The sequence below is a fragment of the Micromonospora jinlongensis genome, assembly GCF_013410645.1.
GTDB lineage: Bacteria > Actinomycetota > Actinomycetes > Mycobacteriales > Micromonosporaceae > Micromonospora > Micromonospora zamorensis.
On sequence record NZ_JACCHK010000001.1, the window covers coordinates 6,806,622 to 6,825,366 of the forward strand.

The window sequence follows — 18,745 nt, forward strand, 5'->3', positions numbered from 1 at the left end:
GCGCCACCCCGAGACGTGCCGCCTTCGGAATAGTTGCGTCGTCAAATAAGTTGAGAGCTGCGTCCGGGCACCACGAATGACCCGGTTCTACACGCAGGGAGCTGGTCATGCAGTTCGGAGTCTTCACCGTCGGCGACGTCACGGTCGACCCGACCACCGGTCGGGAGCCGACCGAGCATGAGCGGATCAAGGCGATGGTCGCCATCGCGCTCAAGGCCGAAGAGGTCGGCCTGGACGTCTTCGCCACCGGCGAGCACCACAACCCGCCGTTCGTGCCCTCCTCGCCGACCACCATGCTCGGCTACATCGCGGCGCGCACCGAGCGGCTGCTGCTGTCCACCGCGACCACGCTGATCACCACCAACGACCCGGTGAAGATCGCCGAGGACTACGCGATGCTCCAGCACCTGTCCGACGGCCGGGTGGACCTGATGATGGGCCGCGGCAACACCGGCCCGGTCTACCCGTGGTTCGGCAAGGACATCCGCGCCGGCATCCCCCTGGCCATCGAGAACTACGACCTGCTGCACCGGCTGTGGCGCGAGGACGTGGTCGACTGGAAGGGCAAGTACCGCACCCCCTTGCAGTCGTTCACCTCGACGCCGCGCCCGCTCGACGGCGTGCCCCCGTTCGTCTGGCATGGCTCGATCCGCAGCCCTGAGATCGCCGAGCAGGCCGCGTACTACGGCGACGGCTTCTTCGCCAACCACATCTTCTGGCCCAAGGAGCACACCCAGCGGATGATCGCGCTCTACCGCCAGCGGTACGCGCACTACGGCCACGGCTCCGCCGACCAGGCCATCGTCGGTCTCGGTGGGCAGGTGTTCATGCGGCGCAACTCGCAGGACGCGGTCCGGGAGTTCCGTCCGTACTTCGACAACGCACCGGTCTACGGGCACGGGCCGTCGCTGGAGGAGTTCACCCGGGAGACCCCGCTGACCGTGGGCAGCCCGCAGCAGGTCATCGACCGCACGCTCGGCTTCCGGGAGTACGTCGGCGACTACCAGCGGCAGCTCTTCCTGATGGACCACGCCGGGCTGCCCCTGAAGACCGTGCTGGAGCAGCTCGACCTGCTCGGCGAGGAGGTGGTGCCGGTGCTGCGTAAGGAGTTCGCGGCGCTGCGTCCGGCGCACGTGCCGGAGGCCCCCACCCACGCCGCGCTGGTCGCCACCGCCGGTGGCGCCAAGGACAGCACCGTGCACGCCGTCGACGACGTGACGGGCAAGGCGCCGGAGGGGGCGACCCGATGACCCGCCGCGCCCTGGCCGTGGTCTCGGCGGGGCTGAGCCAGCCCTCGTCGACCCGGCTGCTCGCCGACCAGCTCGCCGCGGCCACCCGCGACGAGTTGGTCCGGCGCGGCTCCGAGGTGGAGCTGCACGTTGTCGACCTGCGGGAGTACGCCCACGACGTGGTGAACAACATGCTCACCGGGTTCCCGCCGGCGGCGCTGCGCGAGGTCATCGACACGGTCACCGGGGCGGACGGGCTCATCGCCGTCACCCCGATCTTCAGCGCCTCCTACAACGGGCTGTTCAAGTCCTTCTTCGACGTGTTGGATTCGGGTTCGCTGGTCGACCGGCCGGTGCTGATCGGGGCGACCGGCGGCACCGCCCGGCACTCCCTCGCTCTGGAGCACGCCGTCCGCCCGATGTTCGCCTACCTCCGGTCGGTGGTGGTCCCGACCGCGGTCTTCGCCGCACCGGAGGACTGGTCGGACGGCACCGCCGACGGCGCGTTGCGCGGCCGGATCCGGCGTGCCGCCGGGGAGTTGGCCGACCAGATCGAGCGCCGGCCGCCGGCCAGCGGCCCCGCCGACCCGTTCGCCCTCACCACCGACTTCCTGCAGATGCTCGGTCGATCCGACGACCCACCGGTTAGCTGACCGGGTAGGGGTGGGCGACCAGCACCGGGCAGTGCGCGTGCTGGATCGCCGCCTGACTGACCGAGCCGAGCAGCAGCCCGGCGAATCCGGCCCGGCCCCGGGTGCCCACGACCAGCAGCGACGCCGTGCCGCTGGCCTCGATGAGCCCCTGGGCCGCGCCGGCCGCGCGGACCGGATGCTCCCGGACCACCAGGTCGGGGTGGTCGGCGCGAACGGCGGCGGAGGCGTCGGCGAGCAGCCGTACCGTGTCGGCCTGGTACGCGGCCTGCGACTCCTCGATCTCCTCCGGTACCGTCCGCTCCTCGTCCGCCGGGCCGACGTGCACCAGCACCAGCGGCACGTCCCGCAGGACGGCCTCGTCGGCGGCGTAGCCCACGGCGAGCCGGGACGACTCGGACCCGTCGACGCCGACGAGCACCGGAGCGTCCACCGGGATCGGCTGTTCGTCCGGGCGGACCACCAGCACCGGGCAGTGCGCGTGCGCGGCCACCTGCGCGCCCACCGAGCCGAGCAGCAGCCCGGCGAACCCGCCCATCCCCCGGCTGCCCACGACGACCAACTCGGCCTGGCGGGACTCCTCGATCAGGGTGATGCCGGGGCCACCGGCGACCTGGCGCTCCTCGACGACTAGGCCGGGCCACCGTTCGGTCAGCTCGGCAGCCGTGCGCTCCAACATCTTCTGCGCCTCCTCGGAGGGCACCGGCACCCCGAGGTCGTACGGGTTGAGCGGCACGCCGTAGCCGAACGGATGCAGGTAGCCGTGCACCAGGCGCAGCAGCCGGGACCGGAGCAGGGCGGCGCGGGCGGCGTGCTCCGCGGCGACGAGGCTGGACGGCGATCCATCCACGCCCACCACGACAGGTCGGTTCATCGGCACTCCCTGGGTCGGTCTGCCCATTGTCGGCGGTGTGCAGCCGTCCCGACGCCGAACGCGCCGGCACCGGCCGACCGAATGCGCCGGCCAGACGGGGTGACGTGACACCGGACGCGGGTCCGCGCCGGCCGAGGGGGGAGCGGCCGGCGCGGACGGGACGGGGGGTCAGTCCTTGCGATCCTCGCGGCGGTGCCGAACGACCACCACCGGGCTGTGCGAGTGGTGCAGCACCGTGTGACTCACCGAGCCGAGCAGCATGCCGGCCAGCGCGCCACGGCCGCGTGCACCGACCACGGTGAGTTGCGCTGAGGCCGACTCCTCCACGAGCATCCGCGCCGGCGCGCCGTACGCCACCCGCCGCCGCACCGGCACGTCGGGGTAGCGCTCGGACCAGCCCGCGATCGCCTCGGCGAGCACCCGCTCCTCCTCGGCGGCGAGCGCCTCCACGTCGTAGGCCACCGGCAGGAGGTCGCTCGGCGCGACCGGGATGATCCAGGCGTGCACGGCCACCAGTTCGGTGCCCCGCAGCGAGGCTTCCTCGAAGGCGAACCCCAGCGCCTGGGCAGACAGGGCGGAGCCGTCGACTCCGACCAGGACCGGCCCGTCGGCGCGGGCCTCACCCTTGACGACGAGCACCGGGCAGTCGGCGTGGGCGGAGACCTGCACCGCCACCGAGCCGATCAGCAGCCCGCCGAAGCCGCCCAGGCCCCGGCTGCCGAGCACCAGCAGGGCCGCGTCCCGGGCCTCGGCCAGCAGCACCGGCGTGGCCGCGCCGTCCACCACCGCGCCGGAAACGTCGACCTCCGGTGCGACCTTGCCGGCCTCGGTCACCGCCTCGGCGACGAACCGCTGCGCCTGGTGGCGGAATCCGGCGTCGAGGGGAGCGCCCGGCGCCGGTGTCAGCGACACGTCGTAGAGCGACCAGATGAACGCGTGCACCACGCGCAGCGGGCGGCCCCGCGTCGCGGCCTCCCGGGCGGCGACACGCACCGCCTCCAGCGCCGATGTCGAGCCGTCCACAGCCACCACCACGGGGGCACCGGATCTGTTGGTCATCACGTCCTCCTTCGTTCCGTCCTCATCCTCCTGCGGTGCGGGCCGGACGGTCAGGGGCGGACGGTAAGGGACCGGGGGCCATTGGTCCCGTCCACCCGGTCGCTTGGCGGGGTCGGACGGCGACGGGTCAGCCGCAGCACCAACCCGGGCAGGGCGCTGACCACCGCGCACGCCAGCAGCACGGTCGGTGCCAGGGGGTCGGTGCCGAGCAGGTCCCGCAGCGGGGCGAACAGCACCCCTCCGACCTGTAGCAGTGCCGACACCGCTACCGCGACGAGGAGGCCCGGGTTGCCGCGCCGCGCGCCCGCCGGCCGGGGCACCCGCACGGCCAGTGCCACGCCGAGCTGGGCCAGCCCGAGCACCACGAAGACCACCGACTGCCAGGGCAGGTCCCGGTCGGCGGCGACCACGCCGGCGCCGAGCACCACGGCGGCGATCAGCGCGCCGGTGACCAGGACGTCCCGGCCGAGCCCGGCGCCGAGCACCGACTCCTGTGGCGAGCGGGGCGTCCGGCGCAGGGTGCCGGGTTCGGCCGGCTCGGCGCCGAGCGCCACCCCGGGCACCCCGTGGGTCAGCAGGTTGATCCAGAGGATCTGTGCGGGTTGCAGTGGTACGGCCAGCCCGAACAGCGGGCCGACGAGCATCACCAGGATCTCGGCCACCCCGCCGGAGAGGGCGTAGCGCAGGAACCGGCGAATGTTGTCGTAGATGCGGCGGCCCTCACCGATGGCGGCGGCCACTGTGGACAGGTCGTCGTCGACGAGGACCAGGTCGGCGGCCTGCCGGGCGACCTCGGTGCCGCCACCCATCGCCACCCCGATGTCGGCGCGGCGCAGCGCCGGCGCGTCGTTGACTCCGTCGCCGGTCATCGCGACCACGTGACCGCGGGCCTGCAGGTCCACGATGATGTCGAGCTTCTGTTCCGGTTGGGTCCGGGCGAAGACCCGGGTGTCCGGGTGCGCCGTCGAGTCGTCGTCGCCGCGGGCGAGAGGGTCACCGTCGTGCCACAGACCGAGCTGGGAGCCGATCGCGGCGGCGGTGGCCGGGTGGTCGCCGGTGATCAGCAGCAGCCGTACCCCGGCGGCGTCGAGGCTCTCGGCGATCTCGGGCGCGCCGGCGCGCAGCGGGTCACCGACGGCGACCAGCCCGAGCGGGCGCAGGCCGGTCGGCGCGGCAGGGTCCGGCGACGTGTCCGCCAGGGCGGCGGCGACGGCGAGCACCCGCAGGCCCTCCCCGGCGAGCCGCTGGGCGGTGCGGGTCAGCGCGGCGATCTCATCGTCGGTGGCGTCGAGCAGGGACGTGGTGAGGACGCTCTCCGGGGCGCCCTTGCAGACCACGAGATAGCGCTGGTCGCAGGAGCGGTGCACGGTGACCATCCGCCGTTGGGCCTGGTCGAACGGGTGCTCGGCGACCCGTGGCCAGGCCGCGCGGGTGCCCTGCGGATCGAGGCCGCACCGGGCCGCGAAGGCCACGAGCGCCGCTTCGAGAGGATCCCCCACGGCGCCCCAGTCGCGTCGTTCGTCGTCCGGGGGTGACAGGGCGGCGTCGTTGCAGAGCAGCCCGGCCCGCGCCAGCCGGCGGAGTTCCTCCGGTACGGGCACCGGCGCGCCATCCTGGTGCACGGTGCCGTGCGGGGCGTACCCGCTGCCGGTGACCTCGTACCGCGCCCCGTCGGTGGTGGCGGCCTGCTGCACCGCCATGCGCCCCTCCGTGAGGGTGCCCGTCTTGTCGGAGGCGATCACGGTCACCGATCCGAGTGTCTCCACCGCGTGCAGCCGACGCGGGATGGCGTGCGCGGCGGCCATCCGGCGCGCGCCCAGCGCCAGCGCCAGGGTCACCACCGCCGGCAGCGACTCGGGTACCGCCGCGACGACCAGGCTCACCGCCGTGATGGCCATGTCGACCACCGGCCGACCGCTGATCACCCCGATCGCGAAGACCAGCCCCGACAGCACGACCGCGACCAACCCGAGCGTGCGGCCCAGGGCGGAGAGCCGGCGCTGCAGGGGAGTGGCGGCGGGCCGCGTGCCCGCCACCAGGGCGCTGATCCGGCCCAGCGCGCTCGCCGGCCCCGTCCGCAGCACGGTGCCGTCCGCGCGTCCGGTGGTGACCACCGTCCCGGCCAGCGCCTCCTGACCGACGGTCCGCCCCACCGGTACCGATTCACCACTCAACGCGGACTCATCCAGCTGCAGCCGGTTCGCCTCGACCAGCAGCAGGTCGGCCGGCACGATGTCGCCGGCCTCGATCCGGACGAGGTCGCCGTGGACCAGGTCGGCGGCGGGGACGGCCAGGTCCCGGCCGTCACGGACCACCCGGGCGGTGGGGGCGGCGAGCTGGCCCAGCGCCGCGATGGCGCGGTCGGCGCGGATCTCCTGCACCACCCCGATGATCGTGTTCACCAGCACGACCAGGACGATCACCGCGGTGTCCGGGTAGTCGCCGAGCACCGTGGTCACCACCGCGGCGGCGAGCAGCAGGGCCACCAGTGGGTCGGTGAGCTGGTGCAGCACCCGTACGGCCGCATGCCGGCGCGGCGGCGGCGCCACCGCGTTGGGTCCGTTCACCCGTAACCGGGCGGCGGCCTCTGCCGCGTCGAGCCCGACCGCGACGGGCACATCGATCGTGCCCTCCAGCGTCCGGCCCGGACCGCCCGTCTTCGCCACCAGTGACCCCCCCGTCCCACGCGGCGCGTCACCCGCACGCCGTCCGTCTCACCATCCCGCTGAGTGGTCACCCAGGGCAGAGCCGTTGCGCCCGAGGGGCTCGGGACCAAAGACCCGGGTCGCGGGTTGTACGGGAATACGTTCGTACGTACTATCGACCTATGACCACCATGGAGTCGCGGCTCGCCGCGCTGGAGACGCAGGTCGCCGCGTTGACCGAGCGACTGGCGGCGGCGCCACCAGCGCCGCCCGCATCCGAGGGCACCTTCTGGGCCCTCGACGGCCTCAAGCAGCGCCTGCCGCCCGAGGGCACCGGCGGGGTCCTCTACACCGGCACCGTCCGCGTCGCCGGGCAGCACTACGACTGGCAGTACGGCCGCACCGTCGACGACGTGCTCGCCGCCGACTGGACGGAGCTGGCCAGCACGCTCTCCGCGTTGGCCCACCCGGTGCGGCTGCGACTGCTGCGCGAGATCCTCGACGGCCGGCAGAGCACCAGCGAACTGGCCGAGATCGAGGAGCTGGGCACCACCGGCCAACTCCACCACCACCTGCGCCAGATCACCGCCGCCGGCTGGCTGCGCAGCGCCGGCCGGGGTCGGTGGGCCGTCCCCGCCGAACGCGTGGTGCCGCTGCTGACCATCCTCACCGCCGCCGGCCGCTGACCCCCGCCCGCGGCACCGACAGCCCGCACGACGAGCAGCAGGGAGAAGCACCATGCGCCGGACGACCGTGATCACCATCGTCGTCGCACTGATCGCCGGCCTCGCCGGAATCGCGCTGATGCCCCGGGTGGCCCGCCTCGGCGCGCAGACCACCGGCGACGCCGACCTGGCCGGCGCCGCACGCGCGGCCGTACGCGACCCGTCGGGGCACCGGGGGCTCGCCGTCGCACTGGTCGACAACGGCCGGATCCGCACCGCCGGCCTGGGTGACCGGGACCGGACCGGCCAGCCCGTCGAGCCCGGCACCTCGTTCGAGATCGGCTCGGTCACCAAGGCGCTCACCGGCATGCTCCTCGCCGACCAGGCCGCCGCCGGGGTCGTCCGCCCCGACGACCCTCTCGGCGCCACCTGGCCCACTGTCACCGGCCCCGCCCGCGACGTGACGCTCGCCGAGTTGGCCAGCCACCGCGCCGGCCTGCCCCGACTCGCCCCCGGCGGCATCCTGGGCTGGGCACGCATCCTCTGGTCCAACGTGTCCGGCGGCAACCCGTACACCGGGCAGGACACCGACGCCATCCGCAGCGCCGCCAACCGGGTCACCCCCGACCACGACGAGCGCGGCGAGGTCCACTACTCCAACCTCGGGCCGTCCGTGCTCGGCCACGCGATCGCCGCGAAGGCCGGCGTCGCGTACGCCGATCTGCTGCGGGCGCGGCTGCTCCAACCGCTCGGCATGGACGCCACAGTGATCGCCACCCACGCCGACGACCTGCCGGCCGGCCGCGCCCACGGCGGCCGGGCCTCCGGCCGGCCCCTCGACACCTGGTCGGGAGTGGGGTACGCCCCGGCCGGTGTCGGCCCCTGGTCCACCGCCGAGGACCTGGGCCGGCTGGCCGCCGCGACCCTCGCCGGCACCGCGCCCGGCGCGGACGCCACCACCGCCCGCTTCCGCGAGGACGGGAACACCCACATCGGGTACGGCTGGTTCACCACCCGGCACGGCGACCACGAGGTGGTCTGGCACAACGGCGCGACCGGCGGGTTCCGGTCCTACATCGGCCTCGAACGGGCCACCGGCAGGGCGGTGGTGGTGCTCGGCAACACCGACAAGGGCGTCGAGCCGATCGGGCTGCGACTGCTCGGCGTACCGGAGAAGGAGGCGGGGGAGGCGGCACCGGTGGCTACCGTCTGGATCGGCGCCGGTCTCGCTGTGGCGTTCACCTTCCTCGGCGGCCTGTCCCTGCTCGGCACCGCCCGCCGCCGCGAACTGGACCGGGTGACAGTGGTGGCGGCGGTGGTGTGGGCGTTCGCCTACCTCGGGTTGGCGCACCGGATGGGCGACTGGTCGGTGGTGCCGGTCTGGCTCTGGCCGCTCGGGGCCGGTCTGTCTGCGGCGGGAGCGACAGTGGCCGTGACCCGGTGGTCCACCCTGCCGGTGGTCGACGCGCGGGTGCCGTGGCGTCGCCTGCTGTCGGTGGCCAGCTCCCTGCTCGCCGCCGTGCTGGCGGTCGCCGCCGTGAGCGACTGAGCGAGCCGCGCGGACCCGCCGTTGCGTACCCTCGGTCGATGACTTCTGATCTGCGCCTGCGCCCGGTCCTGGAGGACGACCTCGTCGAGTTCTTCCTTCACCAGCAGGACCCGGAGGCCAACCGGATGGCCGCCTTCGTCGCCAAGGACCCGTCCGACCGTCGGGAGTTCGCCCGGCACTGGGCCCGGGTGCTCACCAACCCGGCGAACCGGGTTCGCACCGTCGAGGTCGACGGCGAGGTGGTCGGCTACGTGAGCGCCTTTCCGGTCGGCGACCAGACCGAGGTCAGCTACTGGATCGACAGGGAACGCTGGGGCCGGGGCCACGCCACGGCGGCCCTGGCCGCCCTGCTGCGCGAGCTGCCCCGACCGGTGCACGCCCGCGCCGCCAAGGACAACGCCGCGTCCCTCGCGGTGCTGCGCAAGTGCGGGTTCGTGGTGGTCGGCGAGGACTCGGGGTACGCCAACGGCCGCGGCGAAGACGTCGAGGAGTGGCTGCTGGAGCTGCCCGCCGACGCTTCTGACCTGGGCGGGCACTAGTCTCGCGGCGTGAACTGGTTGGATCTCGTCGGCTGGGCCGGCTCCGCGGTGCTGGTCTGGTCGCTGCTGCAGTCGCGCATCCTGCGGCTGCGCGCGCTCAACCTCGTCGGCTGCCTCGTGCTGATCGGCTACAACGCCGCGATCGAGGTCTGGCCCATGGTCGGGCTCAACATCGTGCTTACGGTGATCAACCTCTGGTACCTGCGGGGAATGCTCGCCACCCGGCACGACGAGAAGACCTACCAGGTGGTCGAGGTTGGCGTCGGCGACCAGTTCCTCGCCCACACGCTGCGGGTGCACGCCGCCGACATCGCCCGCTTCAACCCCGACTTCCGGTGGGACCCGGACACGTCGGGACGATCCGCCTTCCTGGTGGTCACCGCCGACGAGGTGGTCGGCGTCGTGCTGTCCCACGCCGAGGCCCGCGGCGTCGCCCAGATCGACCTGGACTACGTGACCCCCAAGTTCCGCGACTTCACGCCGGGCGAGTTCGTCTACCGGCGCAGCCACCTGTTCACCGAACGGGGCTTCCGCCAGGTGGTCAGCCCGCCCCGGATGGTCGCGCCGTACTACCACCGGCTCGGCTTCCGCCCGGAGGGCGACTCGTACGTCCTCGATCTGCCGACCACCCCGGCCGCCGATCCCGCGTAGCGTCACCGGCTACCGATCCGGCGTAGCCTCGCCAGCGCAGGATTCGGCGGGCACCGGACGGGGCAATCACACGCCTACGCCGGGCGGGCTCGCCGACCGGCGGGCGCCGCGCGTACCGGCCGGTGCCACCACCACGAGGGAGCGAACCGGGCGTGCAGAGTTACGGGAGCCAACTGGCCCTGGTCGGAATCCTGGTCGTGATCAACGCGCTCTTCGCCGGCAGCGAGATGGCGTTGGTGTCACTGCGGGACAGCCAGATCCAGCGGCTGGAGCGGACCAGTCGCGGGGGGCGTGTGCTGGCCCGCCTCGCCAAGGACCCGAACCGCTTCCTGGCCACCATCCAGATCGGCATCACCCTCGCCGGCTTCCTCGCCTCCGCCGCCGCGGCGGTCTCGCTGGCCAAGCCTCTCGTGCCGCTGCTCGGAATGTTCGGCGGGGCCGCCGAGACGGTGGCGATCGTGGTGGTCACCCTCGCGCTGACGTTCGTCACCCTGGTCTTCGGCGAGCTGGCACCCAAGCGGATCGCCATGCAGGCCGCCGAGCGGTGGGCGCTGCTGGTGGCCCGCCCACTCGACCTGCTCGCCACGTTCACCCGCCCGGCCGTCTGGGCGCTCGGCGCCACCAGCGACGTGGTGGTCCGCCTGGTCGGGCTCAACCCCACGCACCAGCCGGAGGAGATCGGCCCGGACGAGCTGCGGGACATCGTCGCCGGCAACCACGGCTTCACCAAGGAACAACGCACCATCATCGCCGGCGCGGTGGAGATCGCCGACCGACGGTTGCGGGCTGTCCTCGTACCCCGGTTGCAGGTCTTCACGCTCGACAGCGGGACCACCGCGGAGGCCGCGCGGCTCGTGCTGGCCGCCACCGGGCACTCCCGCGCGCCGGTCGTGCGCCACGGCGGCCTGGACGACACGGCCGGCGTGATCCACCTGCGCGACCTGGTGGGGGTGCCCGACGACCGCCCGGTCGACGAGATCGCCCGCCCTCCGATGCTGCTGCCCGACTCGTTGCCCGTCGTGGAGGCGCTGCGCCAGTTCAAGGCCGAGCGCCAGCACATCGCACTCGTCGTGGACGAGCGCGGGGCGGTCGACGGCATCGTCACGCTGGAGGACATCCTGGAAGAGATCGTCGGTGAGATCTACGACGAGACCGACCGGGACGTGAGCTCGGTCCGCCGCGACCCCGACGGCGCGCTGCTGCTGCCCGGCACCTTCCCGGTGCACGACCTTCCGGACATCGGCGTCGAGCTGCCGTCGCGCCCGGAAGGCGACTACACCACCGTCGCCGGGCTGGTGCTGGCCCGACTCGGGCACATCCCCACCGTCGCCGGTGAGGACGTCACCCTGGACGGCTGGGTCCTGATGGTGGCCGGCATCGACCACCGGGCGATCACCGAGGTACGGGTCAGCCGCGTACCCGACGACACCGACTCCGACGCCGAGCTGACCTCGGAGCCGGTGCTGGACGAGGCCCGCAGCTGAACCGTCCGGATGCCGTCGCTCAGTCGCGCGAGAGGTTCTGCAGTCGGACCTGACCGCGGGCGACCAGCCGCTCGTCGGCATCGCTGATCTCCACCTGCCACAGCTGCTGGCTGCGGCCCCGGTGCACCGGCGTGCCGACCGCGGTCAGCTCCCCGTCCCGGACGGCCCGCAGGAAGTCGGTCTGGTTCGACACGCCGACCACAGTGCCCCGGTCGCCCAGCCAGAGGGAGCCACCCACGCTGGCCGCGGTCTCCACGACCGAGCAGTACACCCCGCCGTGCTGGATGCCGAACGGCTGGTGCAGCTCCGGTCGGACCTGCCAGCTGATGACCACCCGGTCGGCGGACGCCTCTTCGAACTTCAGGCCGAGCAGGGCGACGAAACCACCCGTCAGATCCGGCATCTCCACGGCAGAACCCCTCCTCGATCAACGGGGCGCAAGCCTAACCGGGGCGGGTTGCGGGAAACCCGGTACGGGTCGGTGCCGGCGATGGGGGAGAATCGGTGACCGTGACCGACAGCAGCCCCCCGCCGTCCGGGCGGGACTCCCTGACCGACGACCTGCTCTGGCGTGGCCTCATCCAGGACTCGACCGGCCTCGACGAGCTGCGCGCGCTGCTCGACGGTGGGAGCGCCGCCACCTACTACGTGGGCTTCGACCCCACCGCGCCGAGCCTGCACGTCGGCAACCTCATGCAGGTGCTCATGGCCCGCCGGCTGCAACTCGCCGGCCACCGCCCGTTGCTGCTGGTCGGCGGGGCGACCGGGCAGATCGGTGACCCGAAGGAGAGCGCCGAGCGGGCACTCAACCCGACCGAGGTGATCGCCGGCTGGGTCGAGAGGATCCGTGAGCAGCTGGCGCCCTTCGTGTCGTACACCGGGGACAACGCCGCGCAGTTGGTCAACAACCTGGACTGGACCGGCGAGATGTCGGTGGTCGACTTCCTCCGGGACGTGGGCAAGCACTTCCCGGTCAACAAGATGCTGGCGCGGGAGGTGGTGCGGGCCCGGTTGGAGACGGGCATCAGCTTCACCGAGTTCAGTTACCAGTTGCTACAGGCCAACGACTTCTTCGAGCTGCACCGCCGGCACGGCTGCCAGCTCCAGTTCGGCGGCTCCGACCAGTGGGGCAACATCACCGCCGGCGTCGACTACGTACGCCGACGTGGCGCGGGGCCGGTGCAGGCGTTCACCACGCCGCTGGTCACCAAGGCCGACGGCACCAAGTTCGGCAAGAGCGAGGGCGGTGCCGTCTGGCTCGACCCCGCGATGACCAGCCCGTACGCGTTCTACCAGTTCTGGCTCAACGTCGACGACCGCGAGGTCGACCGCTACCTGCGCTACTTCAGCTTCCGTACGCGTGACGAGCTGGAGGAGCTGGCGAAGGCGACGGCCGAGCGGCCGGCGGCCCGCCTGGCGCAGCGGGCGCTCGCCGAGGAGCTGACCACCCTGGTGCACGGCGCCGACGAGACCCGACAGGCGATCGCCGCCAGTCAGGCCCTCTTCGGCCGCGGGTCGCTGGACGACCTGGCCCCGGAGACGCTGCGCGCGGCGTTGACCGAGGCCGGCCTGGTGCGTCTCTCCGGCGAACTGCCGGATGTGGCGGGGTTGTTGCGGGACTCCGGTCTCGTCAGTGGCCTCAAGGAGGCACGTCGGGTGATCGCCGAGGGCGGCGCCTACGTCAACAACAACCGGGTGACCGAGGTGGACGCCGGAGTGTCGGCGACCGACCTGCTGCACGGGCGATACCTGGTGCTGCGTCGTGGCAAGCGCTCCTTCGCGGGCGTTGAGCTGGGCGAATAGTCGACTGTCGACGATGTGACGGGGGACGCGTCCGGCGGATTTGACGATCATCCCGCCGGACGCGTAACTTTCTCTCTGCCAGCGCGGAACGGACGAAACAGGCGAAAACCTGAGACGGCCGGAGCGCAGGCCAACGGCCTCGGGGCCGGCGGGCATGCCCACCGGAGCTCGGACCGGGAGGTGCCGCCAGAAACGCCGCGAGGCGGATTTGGTGCGGCGAAACCGACCGGGTATGGTTACGAACCGGCAGGGCACCGGGCAAGCTCGCGGGAAACCGCAGCGGCCGGCCTGCCAAATCCGTGACGAGAGCGGCGCAAGCCGGTCGAGACATGGTGCCCGCATTACCGGGTGAAGCACGACGAACCGCGAAACACCGGTTTGACACGGCGGAAACCAGCGGGTAACGTAGTAAAAGTGCCTGGCGCTGGAAAGCGCTAAGGGACGCGGACGAAAAGCCCCGGTTGGGGTTCCACTGAGGTGGGGCTTCCGGTCGGTGTGTGGTTGTTCTTTGAGAACTCAACAGGGTGCTTGTAAAGCCAGTGCCAATTATGATTTATACCCCGGACTGGTCAGTTTTTGCTGGCTGGTTGGGATTCCTTTGGCAACATTTGTTTGTTGCCGGGATAGCTGTTCAACTAATTTTTTGTTGGAGAGTTTGATCCTGGCTCAGGACGAACGCTGGCGGCGTGCTTAACACATGCAAGTCGAGCGGAAAGGCCCTTCGGGGTACTCGAGCGGCGAACGGGTGAGTAACACGTGAGCAACCTGCCCCAAGCTTTGGGATAACCCTCGGAAACGGGGGCTAATACCGAATAGGACTTCCGGCCGCATGGTTGGGGGTGGAAAGTTTTTCGGCTTGGGATGGGCTCGCGGCCTATCAGCTTGTTGGTGGGGTGATGGCCTACCAAGGCGACGACGGGTAGCCGGCCTGAGAGGGCGACCGGCCACACTGGGACTGAGACACGGCCCAGACTCCTACGGGAGGCAGCAGTGGGGAATATTGCACAATGGGCGGAAGCCTGATGCAGCGACGCCGCGTGAGGGATGACGGCCTTCGGGTTGTAAACCTCTTTCAGCAGGGACGAAGCGAGAGTGACGGTACCTGCAGAAGAAGCACCGGCCAACTACGTGCCAGCAGCCGCGGTAAGACGTAGGGTGCGAGCGTTGTCCGGATTTATTGGGCGTAAAGAGCTCGTAGGCGGCTTGTCGCGTCGACCGTGAAAACTTGGGGCTCAACCCCAAGCCTGCGGTCGATACGGGCAGGCTAGAGTTCGGTAGGGGAGACTGGAATTCCTGGTGTAGCGGTGAAATGCGCAGATATCAGGAGGAACACCGGTGGCGAAGGCGGGTCTCTGGGCCGATACTGACGCTGAGGAGCGAAAGCGTGGGGAGCGAACAGGATTAGATACCCTGGTAGTCCACGCTGTAAACGTTGGGCGCTAGGTGTGGGGGACCTCTCCGGTTTCCTGTGCCGCAGCTAACGCATTAAGCGCCCCGCCTGGGGAGTACGGCCGCAAGGCTAAAACTCAAAGGAATTGACGGGGGCCCGCACAAGCGGCGGAGCATGCGGATTAATTCGATGCAACGCGAAGAACCTTACCTGGGTTTGACATGGCCGCAAAACTCGCAGAGATGTGAGGTCCTTCGGGGGCGGTCACAGGTGGTGCATGGCTGTCGTCAGCTCGTGTCGTGAGATGTTGGGTTAAGTCCCGCAACGAGCGCAACCCTCGTTCGATGTTGCCAGCGCGTTATGGCGGGGACTCATCGAAGACTGCCGGGGTCAACTCGGAGGAAGGTGGGGATGACGTCAAGTCATCATGCCCCTTATGTCCAGGGCTTCACGCATGCTACAATGGCCGGTACAATGGGCTGCGATACCGCGAGGTGGAGCGAATCCCAAAAAGCCGGTCTCAGTTCGGATCGGGGTCTGCAACTCGACCCCGTGAAGTCGGAGTCGCTAGTAATCGCAGATCAGCAACGCTGCGGTGAATACGTTCCCGGGCCTTGTACACACCGCCCGTCACGTCACGAAAGTCGGCAACACCCGAAGCCGGTGGCCCAACCCTTGTGGAGGGAGCCGTCGAAGGTGGGGCTGGCGATTGGGACGAAGTCGTAACAAGGTAGCCGTACCGGAAGGTGCGGCTGGATCACCTCCTTTCTAAGGAGCACCTTCACCTGAAAGGGTGCAAGGAGCCCGCGGCCCACGGATGTTGGGTCGGGGTGCTCAGATGGCGGAGACACTGGCAAGTTTTCCCTCGGCAACGGCCGGGTTCCTTCTAGTACAGCCGCTCTTGGGTGGTGGGAACGAAGTCCCTGGTGCGGCTGAGGAAGAATGTGAGCACCCTGTTGGGTCCTGAAAGAACAACCATCGTGTTGTTGTTTCAGAGACTTGGCCGGCCTCCTGTGTGGGGGCTGGAAGTCTGCCAGGCATGGCCTGGCCCCATATACCGCCAACTGTTGTTGGTTTGGTGTGGGGCGGATCGGGTTGTGGGTTGGTCGTTTGTTGAGAATTGCACAGTGGACGCGAGCATCTTTGTGGTCAAGTTGTCAAGGGCGAACGGTGAATGCCTTGGCACCAGGAGCCGATGAAGGACGTGGGAGGCCGCGATAGGCCTGGGGGAGCTGTCAACCAAGCTGTGATCCCAGGGTGTCCGAATGGGGAAACCTGGCACCAGTCATGTGGTGTCACCCACACCTGAACACATAGGGTGTGTGGAGGGAACGCGGGGAAGTGAAACATCTCAGTACCCGTAGGAAGAGAAAACAATTTAGTGATTCCGTGAGTAGTGGCGAGCGAAAGCGGATCGAGGCTAAACCGGCTGCGTGTGATACCTGTCAGGGGTTGCGTGGTCGGGGTTGTGGGACCCTGCTGAACAAGCTGACACTTGTTCGAGAAGTTACAAAGTTAGTGGCTAGTCGAACAGTCTGGAATGGCTGACCGTAGACGGTGAAAGTCCGGTAGGTGAAAGTTGCTGACCTTCTGTGGGTGTTCCCGAGTAGCGGCGGACCCCTGAAATCTGCCGTGAATCTGCCAGGACCACCTGGTAAGCCTAAATACTTCCTGGTGACCGATAGCGGACAAGTACCGTGAGGGAATGGTGAAAAGTACCCCGGGAGGGGAGTGAAATAGTACCTGAAACCGTTCGCCTACAATCCGTCGGAGCCTTGCGGGGTGACGGCGTGCCTTTTGAAGAATGAGCCTGCGAGTTAGTGGCATGTGGCGAGGTTAACCCGTGTGGGGGAGCCGTAGCGAAAGCGAGTCTGAATAGGGCGATTCAGTCGCGTGTCCTAGACCCGAAGCGGAGTGATCTAGCCATGGGCAGGCTGAAGCGCGGGTAAGACCGCGTGGAGGGCCGAACCCACCAATGTTGAAAAATTGGGGGATGACCTGTGGTTAGGGGTGAAAGGCCAATCAAACTCCGTGATAGCTGGTTCTCCCCGAAATGCATTTAGGTGCAGCGTCGCGTGTTTCTTGCCGGAGGTAGAGCACTGGATGGTCTAGGGGGCCCACAAGCTTACCGAAATCAGCCAAACTCCGAATGCCGGTAAGTGAGAGCGCGGCAGTGAGACTGCGGGGGATAAGCTTCGTAGTCGAGAGGGAAACAGCCCAGATCACCAGCTAAGGCCCCTAAGCGTGTGCTAAGTGGAAAAGGATGTGGGGTCGCATAGACAACCAGGAGGTTGGCTTAGAAGCAGCCACCCTTTAAAGAGTGCGTAATAGCTCACTGGTCAAGTGGTTCCGCGCCGACAATGTAGCGGGGCTCAAGCACACCGCCGAAGCTGTGGCATTCACATTTAACCTCGCTTGGACTTGATTCCTTGTGCAGGTGTGTGGATGGGTAGGGGAGCGTCGTGCCGCGAGTGAAGCAGCGGGGTGACCCAGTTGTGGACGCGGCACGAGTGAGAATGCAGGCATGAGTAGCGAAAGAAGGGTGAGAAACCCTTCCGCCGGATGACCAAGGGTTCCAGGGCCAGGCTAATCCGCCCTGGGTGAGTCGGGACCTAAGGCGAGGCCGAGAGGCGTAGTCGATGGACAACGGGTTGATATTCCCGTACCCGCGAAAGAGCGTCCCTGATGAACCTCGTTGTGCTAACCACCCGAACTGGCTGATGTCTTCGGACGGATGTTGGGGAGCGTGGGAACCTGATGGGTAGTAGTCAAGCGATGGGGTGACGCAGGAAGGTAGCTGAGCCCGGCCGGTGGTTGTGCCGGGGTAAGCGTGTAGGCCGTGTTGTAGGCAAATCCGCAACACATATAGGCTGAGACGTGATGCCGAGCCGATTCAGGTGAAGTCAGTGATCCTATGCTGCCGAGAAAAGCCTCTAGCGAGTTCTTAGCGGCCCGTACCCCAAACCGACACAGGTGGTCAGGTAGAGAATACCGAGGCGATCGGGCGAACTGTGGTTAAGGAACTCGGCAAATTGCCCCCGTAACTTAGGGAGAAGGGGGGCCGGAGACGTGAAGCCCCGCGCGGGTGGAGCGTTGTATGGCCGCAGAGAGCAGGGGGAAGCGACTGTTTACTAAAAACACAGGTCCATGCGAAGAAGTAATTCGATGTATATGGACTGACGCCTGCCCGGTGCTGGAACGTTAAGGGGACCTGTTAGCTCTTCGGGGCGAAGCGGAGAACTTAAGCGCCAGTAAACGGCGGTGGTAACTATAACCATCCTAAGGTAGCGAAATTCCTTGTCGGGTAAGTTCCGACCTGCACGAATGGCGTAACGACTTCCCCACTGTCTCAACCACAGGCCCGGCGAAATTGCAGTACGAGTAAAGATGCTCGTTACGCGCGGCAGGACGGAAAGACCCCGGGACCTTTACTATAGCTTGACATTGGTACTCGAATTAGCTTGTGTAGGATAGGTGGGAGCCGGTGAAGTCCATACGCCAGTATGGGTGGAGGCAATCTTGAAATACCACTCTGGTTGATTTGGGTATCTAACTTCGGACCGTTATCCGGTTCAGGGACAGTGTCTGGTGGGTAGTTTAACTGGGGCGGTTGCCTCCTAAAAGGTAACGGAGGCGCCCAAAGGTTCCCTCAGCCTGGTTGGCAATCAGGTGTTGAGTGCAAGTACACAAGGGAGCTTGACTGTGAGACTGACAGGTCGAGCAGGGACGAAAGTCGGGACTAGTGATCCGGCACTTGCGAGTGGAAGCGGTGTCGCTCAACGGATAAAAGGTACCCCGGGGATAACAGGCTGATCTTCCCCAAGAGTCCATATCGACGGGATGGTTTGGCACCTCGATGTCGGCTCGTCGCATCCTGGGGCTGTAGCAGGTCCCAAGGGTTGGGCTGTTCGCCCATTAAAGCGGTACGCGAGCTGGGTTTAGAACGTCGTGAGACAGTTCGGTCCCTATCCGCCGTGCGCGTAGGATACTTGAGAAGGGCAGTCCCTAGTACGAGAGGACCGGGACGGACGAACCTCTGGTGTGCCAGTTGTCCTGCCAAGGGCACGGCTGGTTCGCTACGTTCGGAAGGGATAACCGCTGAAAGCATCTAAGCGGGAAGCCTGCTTCAAGATGAGGTATCCCACCCCACTTTGTGGGGGTAAGGCCCCCAGCTAGACGACTGGGTTGATAGGCCGGAAATGTAAGC

The 18,745-nt window shown here is 68.6% G+C and carries 12 protein-coding genes and 2 rRNA genes; 10 read left to right on the forward strand and 4 right to left on the reverse strand.

The window, feature by feature from the left end:
• The first annotated feature begins 107 nt into the window (after positions 1–107).
• Both HNR22_RS30700 and HNR22_RS30705 read left to right on the forward strand, forming a co-directional pair.
• Positions 108–1,250, forward strand: coding sequence for an LLM class flavin-dependent oxidoreductase (locus HNR22_RS30700; protein WP_179783309.1), 1,143 nt, complete (start codon positions 108–110; stop codon positions 1,248–1,250).
• Positions 1,247–1,882, forward strand: a complete 636-nt coding sequence (locus tag HNR22_RS30705; RefSeq protein WP_179783310.1) for an FMN reductase — start codon at positions 1,247–1,249, stop codon at positions 1,880–1,882. Before HNR22_RS30700 ends, HNR22_RS30705 begins: the two co-directional genes overlap by 4 nt.
• Here the strand turns inward: HNR22_RS30705 and HNR22_RS30710 are convergent.
• The 3 genes from HNR22_RS30710 to HNR22_RS30720 all read right to left on the reverse strand — a co-directional run bounded on the left by HNR22_RS30710 (position 1,875) and on the right by HNR22_RS30720 (position 6,478).
• Positions 1,875–2,759 carry a universal stress protein gene (locus HNR22_RS30710; RefSeq protein WP_179783791.1) on the reverse strand — a complete coding sequence of 295 codons (885 nt, stop codon included), beginning with the start codon at positions 2,757–2,759 and terminating at the stop codon, positions 1,875–1,877. The two genes, HNR22_RS30705 and HNR22_RS30710, sit on opposite strands and share 8 nt — an antisense overlap.
• A 162-nt stretch (positions 2,760–2,921) precedes the next feature.
• Positions 2,922–3,812, reverse strand: a complete 891-nt coding sequence (locus HNR22_RS30715) for a universal stress protein (protein ID WP_179783311.1) — start codon at positions 3,810–3,812, stop codon at positions 2,922–2,924.
• Between the two features lie 50 nt (positions 3,813–3,862).
• Positions 3,863–6,478 (reverse strand): cation-translocating P-type ATPase, encoded by a 2,616-nt coding sequence (locus HNR22_RS30720; protein WP_343060022.1) that lies wholly within the window; start codon positions 6,476–6,478, stop codon positions 3,863–3,865.
• 161 nt (positions 6,479–6,639) lie between these two features.
• Between HNR22_RS30720 and HNR22_RS30725 the strand changes: the two genes are divergently transcribed.
• The 5 genes from HNR22_RS30725 to HNR22_RS30745 all read left to right on the forward strand — a co-directional run bounded on the left by HNR22_RS30725 (position 6,640) and on the right by HNR22_RS30745 (position 11,345).
• A complete protein-coding gene (locus HNR22_RS30725; protein WP_246381025.1) occupies positions 6,640–7,143 on the forward strand; it encodes an ArsR/SmtB family transcription factor in 504 nt (167 codons plus the stop codon).
• A gap of 52 nt (positions 7,144–7,195) precedes the next feature.
• Positions 7,196–8,671: a serine hydrolase domain-containing protein gene (locus tag HNR22_RS30730; protein WP_179783312.1), complete on the forward strand. Its 1,476-nt coding sequence runs from the start codon at positions 7,196–7,198 to the stop codon at positions 8,669–8,671.
• 38 nt (positions 8,672–8,709) lie between these two features.
• Positions 8,710–9,210, forward strand: a complete 501-nt coding sequence (locus HNR22_RS30735) for a GNAT family N-acetyltransferase (protein WP_179783313.1) — start codon at positions 8,710–8,712, stop codon at positions 9,208–9,210.
• 9 nt (positions 9,211–9,219) lie between these two features.
• Positions 9,220–9,861 carry a hypothetical protein gene (locus HNR22_RS30740; RefSeq protein WP_099852310.1) on the forward strand — a complete coding sequence of 214 codons (642 nt, stop codon included), beginning with the start codon at positions 9,220–9,222 and terminating at the stop codon, positions 9,859–9,861.
• Positions 9,862–10,013: 152 nt separating this feature from the next.
• On the forward strand, positions 10,014–11,345 hold the full coding sequence (locus tag HNR22_RS30745) for a CNNM domain-containing protein (RefSeq protein WP_179783314.1): 1,332 nt from the start codon (positions 10,014–10,016) through the stop codon (positions 11,343–11,345).
• 19 nt (positions 11,346–11,364) lie between these two features.
• Here the strand turns inward: HNR22_RS30745 and HNR22_RS30750 are convergent, their stop codons facing one another.
• Positions 11,365–11,748 carry a PaaI family thioesterase gene (locus tag HNR22_RS30750; RefSeq protein WP_179783794.1) on the reverse strand — a complete coding sequence of 128 codons (384 nt, stop codon included), beginning with the start codon at positions 11,746–11,748 and terminating at the stop codon, positions 11,365–11,367.
• A gap of 107 nt (positions 11,749–11,855) precedes the next feature.
• On the opposite strand from HNR22_RS30750, the gene tyrS reads away from it, so the two are divergent.
• The 3 genes from tyrS to HNR22_RS30765 all read left to right on the forward strand — a co-directional run.
• The gene (tyrS, locus tag HNR22_RS30755) at positions 11,856–13,148 is read left to right on the forward strand and encodes a tyrosine--tRNA ligase (protein ID WP_179783315.1); all 1,293 of its coding nucleotides are present in this window, start codon (positions 11,856–11,858) and stop codon (positions 13,146–13,148) included.
• Positions 13,149–13,791: 643 nt separating this feature from the next.
• Positions 13,792–15,306, forward strand: a 16S ribosomal RNA gene (locus tag HNR22_RS30760).
• Between the two features lie 379 nt (positions 15,307–15,685).
• Positions 15,686–18,745 (forward strand): 23S ribosomal RNA (locus HNR22_RS30765); the annotation flags it as partial.